The organism is Mycobacterium sp. TH-M103 (genome assembly GCF_057473785.1).
On record NZ_JBYCLG010000110.1, the window covers coordinates 1 to 12,479 of the forward strand.

A 12,479-nucleotide genomic window follows, 5' to 3' on the forward strand; every position below is an offset into this window, starting at 1 on the left:
TGGCCCGGGCCGCGGTGGGCGGCATCGCGCTGGCGCTGTCGGTGCCGTTGACGACGGCGGTCGCCGCGGTGCTGGCAAAACCCTCGGGCGTCAGCGCCGCTCCAACAGCCCCAACAGGTAGGCGCCGTACCCGGACTTGACCAGCGTGCGCGCGCGCTCCTCCAGCTCCGTATCGCTGATCCAGCCCTGCGTCCAAGCGATTTCCTCGGGCACGCTGACCTTGAGGCCCTGCCGCCGTTCCAGCGTGCGGACGTAGTCGCTGGCGTCCAGCAACGAGTCGAAGGTGCCGGTGTCGAGCCACGCCGTCCCGCGGGCGAGCACCTCGACCGTGAGCCGGCCCCGGTTCAGGTAGATCTGGTTGACGCCGGTGATCTCGTACTCACCGCGGTCGGATTTCTTCAGCCCCTTGGCGATCTCGATCACGTCGTTGTCGTAGAAGTACAGACCGGGGACCGCGTACTGCGACTTCGGTGTGGCGGGCTTCTCCTCCAGCGACAGCGCCGTGCCGTCGGCGCTGAATTCGACGACGCCGTAGGCCGACGGGTTGGCCACCCAGTAGGCGAAAATCGCTCCGCCGTCCAGGGATTGGAATCGGCTCAGACTGGTGCCCAGCCCCGGGCCGTAGAAGATGTTGTCCCCCAGCACCAGAGCCACCGAATCGTTGCCGATGTGGTTCTCGCCGAGGACGAAAGCCTGGGCCAGGCCATCGGGGCTCTGCTGGGTCACGTAGCTGAGGTTGACGCCGAACTGCGCGCCGTCGCCCAGGAGGCGCTGGAAGCCCGCCGCGTCGTGCGGGGTGGTGATCACCAGGATGTCGCGGATCCCGGCCATCATCAGCGTGGACAGCGGGTAGTAGATCATCGGTTTGTCGTAGACCGGCAGCAACTGCTTGCTGATGCCCTGGGTGATCGGGTGCAGGCGCGTGCCGGATCCGCCGGCCAGAATGATTCCCCGCATGCGTGTCTCCTACTGGACGAGGTCGGACTCGGTGAGTTCGGTGGCCGCCAGCGCCGCCGCCAGACTCTCGTGGCGGAACACCGCGGTGACGTGGTCGTGGACCACCCGGAACGCCGACGCCGCGGCGGGCTCGTCGGGGTCGGAGAACTTCTGCTCGACGACCACGACGCCGTCGTGCACGTACATGCGGCCGATCTCGGCCGTCCCGCTCCGCGACGCGGCCCAGCGGCGCAGCGCCTCGTGGCCCTGCGCGGCCCCGTGCGCGTCGCCGATGTCGATGTCGTCGCTGGACAGCGCCACCAGCGTGTCGAGGTCGGCGGCGTTGAGGGCGTCATGCCAGGCCAGAACGGTGGCGATCTCCGATGTGGTCATGGGTGCAAGGTACCGTGCCCGGCGCGCGCCGTTGCCCGAAACCCTGCGTTGCTAGAGAGGGGTCCGGTTCAGCCAGTTCCGCCACACGGCGTCGTCGCCGAACAGCTCGATGCCCGTGTCGGCGAGCGATACCCGGCGCACCATCGCCAGCAGCAGCTCGGTGGCGCCGCCCCGCAACGCCACGGTGCCCTTGCCGTGCTGGTGCGACCAGCCGATCCGGCCGTCCTCGACGGCGATGGTCCACTCGCCGGCGTCGCGCAGGCCGGCATCGGTGGCGTGCAGGTGCAGGGTCTGACCATCCTCCAGCGGCAGCTCCGCGTCGTCCCCGCCGGCCCTGACCGCGATGCGCTCCAGAAATTCCGTGATGCCGTCGGCCGCGATCTCGGGGGGCAGCGTGAACTCGGCGTTGACGGCGATCGCCGCGTCGGCCCGGTGCACGGCGATCTCGTGCAGCCAGCGCCGGACCCACCAGTTCGCCGGGCGCGGCCCGAGGAAGGTCCACACCGGCGTCTGGGCACCGGTCAGCTCCACCGCGTCGGTCAGGCGCCGGGCCCCGCCCTGTAGCCAGGAGATCGCGTCGGCGGGATCCGGTGGCGGCTTGCCGTCCTCGACGGCGCGGAAGTCGAGGGGATGGTCGAGCTTGTCCCTGACGATCTGGGCCGCCCAGCGCTGGCCCCGCCCGACGTGGCGGAACAGCTGCTTGAGCGTCCACCCCGGGCAGGTCGGCACCGGGGTGACATCGTCGGCGTCCCGGCCGCCGCGGAACAGCTCGGCGAAGGCGCGGTTCTCGTCGAGGAAGGCGGCGGCATAGTCCACGCCGGCCAGGCTACCGCGCCACGGATGCGACGAAAGGCCCGTCGGTAGGGGCTTGGCCCCTACCGGGTCCGGCGCGTGGTTTGCTGCGACGAAACCATGCGGATCGCCGAGGAACGCGAGGGCATCGCCGCCGAGCGCGAGCAGGTCGCGACGCGACGCGAGGCACTCACCGAAGGGGTGCAGCAATGGGTGTGGTACCTCGAGGTACGCACCATCCAGGCCGATCGCCCAAATCTACCGTGACGTAAGAGTGCGTGTAGGGTGATGCCGCCCCGTCCCCGTAACCAAGGAGTGCCGATGGTCGCCCCCGACGTGGCGTCGCAGAGCGCCCCGGAAATCGCCGGGGAGGCACTGCGCCGGCGCACATTCGCGGTGATCAGCCATCCCGACGCCGGCAAGTCCACGCTCACCGAGGCCGTGATGCTGCACGCGCGGGTGATCGCCGAAGCCGGCGCCGTCCACGGCAAGGCGGGGCGCAAGTCGACGGTGTCGGACTGGATGGACATGGAGAAGGCGCGCGGCATCTCCATCTCGTCGACCGCGCTGCAGTTCGCCTACCAGCACCGCGACGGTGCCGAATGCGTGGTGAACCTGGTCGACACCCCGGGGCACGCCGACTTCTCCGAGGACACCTACCGCGTGTTGTCGGCCGTGGACTGCGCGGTGATGCTGATCGACGCGGCCAAGGGCCTGGAACCGCAGACGCTGAAGCTGTTCCAGGTGTGCCGCCACCGGGGCATCCCGATCATCACGGTGATCAACAAGTGGGACCGACCGGGCCGGCACGCCCTGGAGTTGCTCGACGAGATCGAGCGCCGGATCGGGCTGCGCCCGACACCGTTGACCTGGCCGGTCGGGATCGCCGGCGACTTCCACGGCGTCATCGACCGCGCCACCGGCGAATTCGTGCGCTTCACCCGCACCGCCGGCGGGGCCACACTCGCGCCGGAGGAGCGGATGCGCGCCGAGCGCGCGCGCGAACTGACCGGGGCGGACTTCGACACCGCGCAGGAGGAATGCGCGCTGCTGTCCGCCGACGGCGCCGACTTCGACCGGGAGACCTTCCTGGCGGGCCGGACCACGCCGGTCCTGTTCACCTCGGCGATCCTCAACTTCGGGGTGAGCCAGCTGCTGGACGCCCTCATCGAGCACGCCCCGGCGCCGCAGGCCCCGGTCGACGTCGCCGGGCGGCAGCGTGCCCTCGACGCGCCGTTCAGCGCCCTGGTCTTCAAGGTGCAGGCGGGCATGGACTCGGCCCACCGCGACCGGGTCGCCTTCGCCCGGGTGTGCTCGGGCGCCTTCCGCCGCGGTGACGTCGTCACCCACGCCGCCAGCGGGCGGCCGTTCACCACCAAGTACGCGCAGTCGGTGTTCGGGCAGCAGCGCACCAGCCTGGACACCGCCTACCCGGGCGACGTGATCGGCCTGGTCAACGCGACCGCCCTGCGGCCCGGGGACACCCTCTACGTCGACGAGCCAGTGGAGTACCCGGCGATCCCGAGCTTCGCCCCCGAGCACTTCGCCGTGGCCCGGGGCTCCGACACCAGCAAGCACAAGCAGTTCCGCCGCGGTATCGCCCAGCTTGAGCAGGAGGGCGTGGTCCAGGTGCTGCGCTCGGATCTGCGCGGCGACCAGGCGCCGGTGCTGGCCGCCGTCGGCCCCATGCAGTTCGAGGTGGCCAGCCACCGCATGGGCGGCGAGCTGAGCGCGCCGATCCAGCTCGAGCACCTCAGCTACACCGTCGCGCGCCGCACCCGCCCGGAGGACGCCCAGTTCCTGCAGGCCCAACGCGGCGTCGAGGTGCTGACCCGCACCGACGGCGCCCTGCTGGCGCTGTTCTCGGACAAGTGGTGGATGGAGACCCTCCTGCGCAACAACCCGGACCTGATGCTGGAGCCGCTGATCGCGGCCGCGGACTGAGATGATGCGGATCGGCGAGGTGGCGCTGCGCACCGAGCTGTCGGTGCGCACCGTGCGCCACTACCACGACGTCGGGCTGGTCGTGCCGTCGGCGCGGTCGGAGGGCGGCTTCCGGCTCTACACCGAGGCCGATGTGCAGCGGCTGTTGGTGATCCGGCGGATGAAGCCGCTCGGGTTCTCCCTGGCGGAGATGAAACAGCTGCTCGACGCGCTCGACGTGCTGCGCGCCGCCCCCGACGGCACCGGGGCGACCGACGCGCGACGCGAACGCTCCCGCGCCGTGTTGACCCAGTGCTGGGCGCAGACCCGCGACAGCGCGGCGCGCCTGCGCCGTCACCTCGCCTACGCCGACGAACTCACCGACCTGCTGGCCGGCGCGACCGCCGGCACCAGCGACCGTTAGGGTCGCCGCGCCCCCAGCCGGAAGACCTGCCAGCCCGCCCGCTCCCAGCGGGCGACGTCCAGGCAGCTGCGACCGTCGACGATGACCCGGGCCCGCACCCGGTCGGCCAGGTCGTCGGGGTCCAGGTCGATGAACTGCCGCCACTCGGTGAGCACCAGCACGGCGTCGGCGCGCTCGCAGGCCTCTTCGACCGACACCGCGTAGTTGAGCGTCGGGAACAGCCGCTGCGCGTTGTCCAGCGCCTTGGGGTCGTAGACGTTGACCGCGGCGCCGTTGAGCTGCAGCTGGCCGGCGACGTTGAGCGCGGGCGAGTCACGCACGTCGTCGGACTCAGGCTTGAACGCCGCCCCGAGGACGGCGATGTTGGCGCCCAGCAGCGAGCCGCCGCAGGCGGTGCTGGCCAGTTCCACCATCCGGGTGCGGCGGCGCATGTTGATGCTGTCCACCTCGCGCAGGAACGTCAGCGCCTGGTCGGCGCCGAGCTCGCCGGCGCGGGCCATGAACGCGCGGATGTCCTTGGGCAGGCAGCCGCCGCCGAAACCCAGGCCGGCGTTGAGGAACTGGCGCCCGATGCGCGGGTCGTAGCCCAGCGCGTCGGACAGCAGGCTGACGTCGGCGCCCGCGGCCTCGCACACCTCGGAGATGGCGTTGATGAACGAGATCTTGGTCGCCAGGAAAGCGTTGGCCGACACCTTGACCAGCTCGGCGGTCTGCAGGTCGGTCACCAGAAACGGGATCCCGGCGGCCAGCAGCGGGGCGTACAGTTCGCGCACGGCGGGCTCGGCGCGGGTCGAATCTTCCTGCACGCCGAGCACGATGCGGTCCGGTTGCAAGGTGTCGCGCACGGCGTAGCCTTCGCGCAGGAACTCCGGATTCCACGCGATCTCCACGTCGACCCCGCGTTCCGCGAGCGCCGCGGCCCGACGGCTCAGCTCGGCCGCGGTGCCCACCGGCACCGTCGATTTGCCGACGAGCACCGACGGCCGGGTCAGCCGCGGCACCAGTTCGTCGATGACGGCGTGGACGTGGCACAGGTCGGCGCCGTACTCGCCCTTCTTCTGCGGCGTGCCCACGCCCAGGAAGTGCACATCGGCGAAGTCGGCGGCCAGGTCGTAGTCGGTGGTGAACCGCAGCCGTCCCGCGGCGAGGTTCTCGGTCAGCAACTTCCGCAGGCCGGGCTCGTAGAAAGGGATGTCGCCGCCGGCGAGCTTGGCGACCTTGCCCGGGTCGATGTCGACCCCCACGACCTCGTGGCCGAGTTCCGCCATCCCGACCGCATGGGTGGCGCCCAGATAGCCGGTGCCGAACACGGTGCATCGCATAACACCGGTGTAGGCGGCCGCGATGAGCTAACTGCATCGACTCGCTGAGCGGTAGTTAAACGGCAGATGACACCTGACACCGGCCGGCCAGACGCGCTACAGCCCGGGGATACCGATGCCCGGAATGCCGAACCCGCCGTGGCCGTGGCCGAAGCCGCCGTGCGGGACCCCCGGAAATCCGCCGTGGTCGCCGCCGCCGCCGAACGGCCCCCGCGGAGCGGGCCCGGGCCCACCGAGGAAAGGGGGTAGCGGAAGCGGGATCTGCACCGGCGGGGGCGGGGGAAGCGGGGGCGGGGCGACCGGTGCGGGGGCGGGCGCCGGGGCGGCCGGTGCGGGGGCGACCGGCACCGGGGCGGGAGCCTGAGGTGCCGGGGCCGGAGCCGGGGCGGGCGCCGCCGGCGCGGGAGCGTGCGCCTCGGGGGCGGGCGCCTTAGGCGCGGCCGGTGCGGGCACCTGATGCGTAGGAGCGACGAGTTTGTGGCCGGGGTCGGGTTTGACATCGGCGTGGGGCCGGATGGCGACCGCCAGGGCCACGACCAGTGCGGCCACACCGACGACGAAAATCCCCGCCAGCGCGGTTCCCAGCAACCTGAACCTGCGATCGCGGTAGCCGCCGTCGAGCAGATTGGTCGCCGCGGTCTGGGCACCCGGGTAGGCGCCGGTGTAGGCGTCGTCGTCGGCGACGGCGCTGTAGGCGAGGTTGTCCAGGCCCGCGTCACCGCCGGCCTCGAAGTAGCCGGGAGCGATTGCCATCGGGTCGATCGCGCCGGTGCCGGGATCCTGGGCGTAGGCCAGCGCCGCGGTCGACGACGCGAACAGCGGGGCGCTCGCCGACGCCAGCGCGGCCCCGCGAGCCAGCGCCGTGGCCGGCTCCTCGGGCGTGGTCAGCGGCAGCGTGGTCGCCTCCTCCAGCGCCGGTTTGATCATCGGGATGTCAATGCCGGCCCCGACGACGAACACCGCGTCGGGTCGCGGGGCCAGCCCCTCGGCCTTGGAAACCATCGTGACCAACTGGGCGACCGCCGCGTCGTCGTCGTCGGGCAACGCCTGGCGGTGAACGTCGGTGATCGACCCGTCGGCGCTGTCGACGACCGCCAGGGTGGCGGTGTCGGGCTCGATATACAGCAGCGCCGTCTGGGCGTAGTTGGTGTGGTTGCCGACCGCCTGGGCCAGTGCGGCCGCGGCCAAAAAGGCCGAGACCAGCATGACGTTCTCGATCTTGTGGGTGGCCAGCGCATCGCGCAGGGCGGCCGCCTCGGCGGGATCGGAGAAAGTGACCCCGGTCGACACCAACTGGTAACCGCCCTCGGCGGCGCCTTCCTTGGTGCCCAGGATCGCCGACACCACCTGGTCGGCCGCGGTGATCGTCGCCGCCTCGTCGTCGGCACTTATCTGGAAGTCGTCCTCATCGACGGTGGCACCGTCACCGCCCTGCCCCTCGACCAGCACCATCCGGACTGCCGTCGGCGCCATCGACACGCCCAGTACCGTGTCCAAAGCTCCTCCATCGTCGTTTGCCAGCCGGTGGCTTCGAGCCGTCGTCCTCACACCCTCCGGCGTAGCTGACGCGCCGGTCGTCCCCACCCATTTTCCCCTTGGGCCAAGATTTTACGCGCTTCCGGCGGGGCGGGCGGGGCTCGTTCAGGGCCAGGGAACGGGTATGCCGTATCGATCCAGGTGGCGGCGGAGCCACGCGCCCCCGTCGTGATCGTCGCCGCCGGGGCTGGCCGGGGGACCCTGCTGCGGGGGATTCGCGGTCGGGGCGGGCGGCGGCGCGGCCGGGGCGGGTGCTGGTGACGGCGCCGCGCGCGCCGGGGGCGGCGGCGCCGGCGTTGCTGACGGCGGGGGCGGGGCGGGCGCCGCGGTCTTCGGCGGCGGCGCCGGCGTCACGGGGCCGTGGGCGCCGGTGTTGAGGGCCAGCACCAGCGCGAGCGCCGCCACCCCGGCGACCAAGACCGCCATCGCGGCGCCGGCCAGCAGCACCGACCGGCGGCGACGCCGGCCGCGGTTGGGCTCGGCTTCGGTTGCGGCGTCCTCGGCCAGCCCCCGCGCCGGGGCCGCCAGATCCTGAGCCGGAATCGCGAGGGTGGGCGGTTCTCCCAGCTGCGCGGTCGCCGCGGCAAGCGCAGCCCCGCGCGCCAGCGCCAGCTCGGGCTCCTCGGGAGCGGTCACAGCGAGCGGCGTCGCGGCCTCCAGCGCCGGCTTGATCGAACGGACGTCGACACCGGAGCCCACCAGGAACACCTCGTCGGGGCGGTCTTGCTGGGCCGCGACCCCCGAGACCATCGCGGCCAGCTGGGCCGTTGCCGCACCCCCCTTCGCCAGGGACTGCCGCCGAACGCCGGCGCCGGTGCCGGCGGCGGTGTCGACCACCACCAGCGTCGCGGTGGCCGGCTCGACGAAGAGCAGCGCGGTCCGATCGCGATTGGACGCGCTGCCGAGCGCCTGGGCCAGCGCCGCGGCCGCGGTGAACGCCGAGACCAGCGTGACGTCGTCGATGCGGCGCCGCGCGAGGGCGTCGCGCAGGGCGGCCGCTTCGGCGTCGTCGGTGCAGGTGATCCCGGTCGACCTCAGCCGGTAGCCGCCGGCCGCCGCGGCGTCCCGGGTCCGGAGGATGGCCTCGATCGCCACATCCGCCGCGGCGGTCGGTGGTTTGTCGGCTACGCCGAAGTCGTGCCGATCGACGGTGACTCCGCCGGCACCTGCCCCTTCGACGAGCACCAGGCGGACGGCCGGGGGTGCCACAGACATGCCGAGTACGACGTCCACCGCTCCTCCACCTTCACCTGTCGATGTGCTACACAGCGGCGAGAGGGCTACCTGCGCCCGAAACCACCGCCGAACCCACCGAAACCATGCCCACCGCCGAATCGGCCGAAACCGTGGCCGCCGAAGCCGTGGCCCCCGCCGAAGCCGCCGTGACCGCCCCCGAAGAGGCCGCCGAACGGGCCGCGGCCACCCCCGAACGGACCGCCGCCGAACGGACCCCGCGGACCCGGCACGCCGAACGGACCGTGGCCGCCCCCGAAGGGCCCGCGAACACCCGGCCCGTTGAACGGGCCCCGGCCTCCCCACCGCGGGGCGGGCGGATGAACGGCCGGCGCCCGGGGTACCGGCGGACGGATGATCGGCGCCCGGGGCACGGGAACGGGCACGAGAGGCGGAACCACCGGAATCGGCGCGGGCGCGGGCGGGGCCGCGGGAGCCGGAGCCACCGCGGGCGGGCGCATCGGGTGGGGCACCACCACCGGCCGGGGCGGCTTCGCCTGGACCGGCGGCGCGGGTGCCGAATGCGTTGGAACGATGATGTTTTCGTTCGGGCTGGGTCGCAACGCCACTGTGGGGCGAATGTTGATGGCCAGGGCGATCTCCAGGGCGACGACCGCCGCGATCACGACCACCGTCAACGTGCTGCCCACCAACATCAGGGAGTTGCGCCGCGGTGCCTTTGTCCTCGGGCCGAATACGACGGTCTGCGCGTCGGCGTCCTCGTCCGGCACGGCGCTGTAGGCGACGTTGTCCCCGCCTTCCCCGCCATCGCCGGACGTGTCCGAAGCGCCCTGATAGGCGGAAAGCAGCCCCGGAGACTGCCCAGCCAGAGCGAGCGGATCGATTTCGCCGGTGCCGGGGTCCAGCGCGTAGGCCAGCGCGGCCGTGGACGACGCGAACAACGGCGCGTTGGCCGCCGCCAGCGCCGCACCCCGCGCCAAGGCCGTCTCCGGCTCGTCGGGCACAGCCAGGCCGAGCGACGTTGCGGCCTCCAGCGCCGGCTTGATCATCGGGACATCGACGCCGGACCCGACGACGACCACGCCCTCGGGTCGCGCATCGAGCGCTTCGGCGCCGGAAACCATCTCGGCGAGCTCGGCCACCGCCTCCTGGTCGTCGTCGGAGAGAGCCCTGCGGTGCACGTCGGAAACCGAGCCGTCGGCGGTGTTGATGACGGCGAGGGTCGCGGTGAAGGGTTCGACGAAGAGCAGCGCCGTGTGCGGGCAATTGGTGGCGTCGCCGACGGACTGAGCCAGCGCGGCCGCGGCCATGAACGCCGAGACCAGCATGACGTTCTCGAGTTTGTGGTCGATCAGCGCGTCGCGCAGCATCGCGGCCTCGACGTGATCAGTCCAGGTCACTCCCGTCGACAGCAGCTGGTAGCCACCCTCTTCGGCGCCCTGCCGGGTGCCGAGGATCGCCGAAACCACCTGGCTCGGCGCGTCGGCGGGCGATGACCGCCCGGTGTCGAAGTCGTCCTGGTCGACGACGACCCCGTCGGCGTTCTCCCCCTCGACCAGCACCATGCGGACCCTGGTCGGCGTCATCGAGACGCCGAGCACGATGCCCACCACTTTTCCCGTCCCCCTGGGTAATTCGCTGCGCCGTCCACGGTACAAATCGGGATCGCCTTGGCCACCGGCCGACGGAAACTTTCACGCCTCGTGGTGTTCGGTTCACAGGTGCGACGGCACAGTTCTAGACCGACCGCAATGATCCGAGCGTACCCGCGCGGCGCGCGGGCTCCGGCCAAGCCTGGATCGCTGCGCTGCGGCACCGGGCCGAACGTCAGTGGTGCCCGCCGAATCCACCGAAGCCGCCGAAACCGCCGTGGCCGCCCCCGCCGAATCCCCCGAAGCCGCCGCCGTGGCCGCCGCCGCCGAAACCGCCGAACGGCCCTCCGCCGCCGAAGGGTCCGCCCCCACCGAACGGTCCCCCGCCGTGGCCGCCACCGAACGGCCCACCGCCGCCGAACGGGCCGGGACCGCCGATCGGCCCACCACCGTGGCCGCCACCCAACGGTCCCCCGCCACCGAACCGGCCGGGACCACCGGGACCCGCACCGGGCACCGGCACATGACCACCCTCAGGACCACCCAGACCACCAGGACCACCCAGACCACCGGGACCACCCGGAACATGAACAGGCCCACCACCCGGACCCCCACCCGGCACCGGCACATGACCACCCGGACCACCAGGGCCCCCACCCGGCTTGGGCGGCGTGCCCTGCCCGCCGGGAACGGGGTGCGGCGGCGACAGCGGACCCGTGGCACCGCCCGACGGCGGTGACTGCGGGTGCGGCACGTGGACGGGCGGGGGGGCCACCACGGGTTGCGGCGCGTGCGGCACAGGCGCAGGCGGCGGGCTCAGGACGTGGTCGGGGAAGGGCACGCCGAGCACGGGCGCGGGCACGTGAATCGGCGGCACCGGGACCGGCGCCAACGGCGGGACCGCCACGGGCACCGGCACGATCGGAGCCGCCGGGACCGGGGGTGCCGTCGCCGGCGCCGGGGCGGCCACCGGCGGGTTGAGGGGCTTGGGTGCTGCCACCGGTATGGGCATGTTGAGTACCGGCTTCGGGGCCACGGCCTGGACCGGCGCGGGCGCCGGTGCCTGCTGGGCCGGGACGATCAGATGTTGGCCGGGAGTGGACTGGAGGGCGACCGTCGTGCGGATGCCGATCGCCAGCGCGATCTCGAGCGCCAGCACCGCACTGATGCCGGCCACCGCCAACCCGCTGCCGATCAGCAGGGCGGGCCGGCGGCGCGGTTGGCCCGCGTCGGGGGCGAAAAGCCCCTCGATGACGGCGGTCGGGGCTTCGGAGTCCGGGTCGGGCACCGCGCTGTACGCGACGTCGTCGTCGCCGGGAACCCCGGAGAGGCTGAGGTAGTCCGGAAGGCCGGACACGTCGACCGCACCGGTGCCGGCGTCCTGGGCGTAGGCCAGGGCAGCGGTCGACGAGGCGAACAACGGCGCGTTCGCCGACGCCAGCGCGGCGCCACGGGCCAGCGCCGTCTGCGGCTCCTCCGGCAGGCTGACGTCCAGCGACGTCGCCGCCTGCAGCGTCGGCCGCAGCGGGGCGACGTCGACACCGGACCCCACCACGAACAGCCCGCCCGCGGTCGGCTCGGATTCGTCGAGCCCGGCCACCATCGCCCCGAGTTGCGCGGCGGCCTCGTCGTAGGACTCGGCATCGAGGCACGTCTTGCGGACGTCGGCGATGGAGCCGTCAGACGTCTCCACGAGCGCCGTCGTCGCGGTGCCGGGCTCCACGAAGAGCACCGCGGTGCGCTCGTAACCCATTGCGCCGCCGACGGATTGCGCCAGCGAGGTGGCAGCCAGGAACGCCGACACCAGCATGACGTTGTCGATCCGGTGGGCGGTGAGCGCGTCGCGCAGCGCGGCGGCCTCCTGCTGATCGGTCCAGCTCACCCCGATCGAGGACAGCCCCAGACCCGCGTCGGCCGCGCCCTGGCGGGTGCCCAGGATGGCGGCGATCACCCGATCGGGGGCGCCGGCGTCGACGTCGAACGCGTCCTCTTCGATCGTGGGGCCGTCGGCATTCTCGCCCTCCAGCAAAACCAGCTGGATCGCTGCCGGTGCCATCGACACCCCGAGCACGGTGTCCAAAACCCATCCTCCAAAAATCCGCAGCCGGCCGTGGTCTGGGGGGAGGAGCAACCACGCGGACCGCTGCATCGATATTCGGCGGTGAAGCTGTGCTGCGGGCCTGCCGAAGCTAGGTACTTCGTATGAAGTTCTGGTAGGAGCGCGACGGCGTGGGTCCGCGCTGGCCCTGGTATTTCGAACCGACGGCCGAACTGCCGTACGGGTGTTCCGCCGGGCTGGTCAGCCGCAGGATGCACAGCTGGCCGATCTTCATGCCCGGCCACAGGGTGATCGGCAGGTTGGCGACG

11 protein-coding genes and 2 pseudogenes are annotated in these 12,479 nt (G+C 72.4%); 4 read left to right on the forward strand and 9 right to left on the reverse strand.

The genetic code is table 11. The features are described 5' to 3' along the window. Positions 1-140: pseudogene (locus AC2VOR_RS06330) on the forward strand (YibE/F family protein); the annotation flags it as partial. Here AC2VOR_RS06330 and rfbA read toward each other — a convergent pair. From rfbA to AC2VOR_RS06345, 3 genes are read right to left on the reverse strand one after another with little or no spacing between them, the layout of a single operon-like run. Further along, positions 91-957: a glucose-1-phosphate thymidylyltransferase RfbA gene (gene rfbA / locus AC2VOR_RS06335; RefSeq protein WP_486963401.1), complete on the reverse strand. Its 867-nt coding sequence runs from the start codon at positions 955-957 to the stop codon at positions 91-93. The pseudogene AC2VOR_RS06330 and the gene rfbA overlap by 50 nt on opposite strands. Positions 958-966: 9 nt before the next feature. Next, a complete protein-coding gene (locus tag AC2VOR_RS06340; protein WP_486963402.1) occupies positions 967-1,329 on the reverse strand; it encodes a nuclear transport factor 2 family protein in 363 nt (120 codons plus the stop codon). A 51-nt stretch (positions 1,330-1,380) separates the two neighbouring features. Then, positions 1,381-2,145, reverse strand: a complete 765-nt coding sequence (locus tag AC2VOR_RS06345) for a maleylpyruvate isomerase family mycothiol-dependent enzyme (RefSeq protein WP_486963403.1) — start codon at positions 2,143-2,145, stop codon at positions 1,381-1,383. Between the two features lie 96 nt (positions 2,146-2,241). Here AC2VOR_RS06345 and AC2VOR_RS06350 point away from each other — a divergent pair, with 96 nt between their 5' ends. The 3 genes from AC2VOR_RS06350 to AC2VOR_RS06360 are packed head-to-tail and all read left to right on the forward strand — an operon-like array spanning position 2,242 to position 4,468. After that, on the forward strand, positions 2,242-2,388 hold the full coding sequence (locus tag AC2VOR_RS06350; RefSeq protein ID WP_486963404.1) for a hypothetical protein: 147 nt from the start codon (positions 2,242-2,244) through the stop codon (positions 2,386-2,388). A 54-nt stretch (positions 2,389-2,442) separates the two neighbouring features. Further along, the gene (locus AC2VOR_RS06355; protein WP_486963405.1) at positions 2,443-4,065 is read left to right on the forward strand and encodes a peptide chain release factor 3; all 1,623 of its coding nucleotides are present in this window, start codon (positions 2,443-2,445) and stop codon (positions 4,063-4,065) included. 4 nt (positions 4,066-4,069) lie between these two features. Continuing rightward, positions 4,070-4,468 (forward strand): MerR family transcriptional regulator, encoded by a 399-nt coding sequence (locus AC2VOR_RS06360; protein ID WP_486963406.1) that lies wholly within the window; start codon positions 4,070-4,072, stop codon positions 4,466-4,468. Here the strand turns inward: AC2VOR_RS06360 and AC2VOR_RS06365 are convergent. From AC2VOR_RS06365 to AC2VOR_RS06390, 6 genes and pseudogenes are all read right to left on the reverse strand, one after another. After that, positions 4,465-5,790 carry a UDP-glucose dehydrogenase family protein gene (locus tag AC2VOR_RS06365; protein WP_486963407.1) on the reverse strand — a complete coding sequence of 442 codons (1,326 nt, stop codon included), beginning with the start codon at positions 5,788-5,790 and terminating at the stop codon, positions 4,465-4,467. The genes AC2VOR_RS06360 and AC2VOR_RS06365 overlap by 4 nt on opposite strands. Before the next feature lie 96 nt (positions 5,791-5,886). Beyond that, complete coding sequence (locus tag AC2VOR_RS06370; protein ID WP_486963408.1) at positions 5,887-7,287, reverse strand: DUF7159 family protein; 1,401 nt, start codon at positions 7,285-7,287, stop codon at positions 5,887-5,889. Positions 7,288-7,431: 144 nt separating this feature from the next. Next, entirely contained in the window at positions 7,432-8,559 is a 1,128-nt protein-coding gene (locus AC2VOR_RS06375) for a DUF7159 family protein (RefSeq protein ID WP_486963409.1), read from the reverse strand. Between the two features lie 47 nt (positions 8,560-8,606). Further along, a complete protein-coding gene (locus AC2VOR_RS06380) occupies positions 8,607-10,133 on the reverse strand; it encodes a DUF7159 family protein (RefSeq protein ID WP_486963410.1) in 1,527 nt (508 codons plus the stop codon). A 214-nt stretch (positions 10,134-10,347) separates the two neighbouring features. Next, positions 10,348-12,192, reverse strand: coding sequence for a DUF7159 family protein (locus AC2VOR_RS06385; protein WP_486963411.1), 1,845 nt, complete (start codon positions 12,190-12,192; stop codon positions 10,348-10,350). Between the two features lie 109 nt (positions 12,193-12,301). Further along, positions 12,302-12,479 (reverse strand): annotated as a pseudogene (locus AC2VOR_RS06390) (dCTP deaminase); the annotation flags it as partial.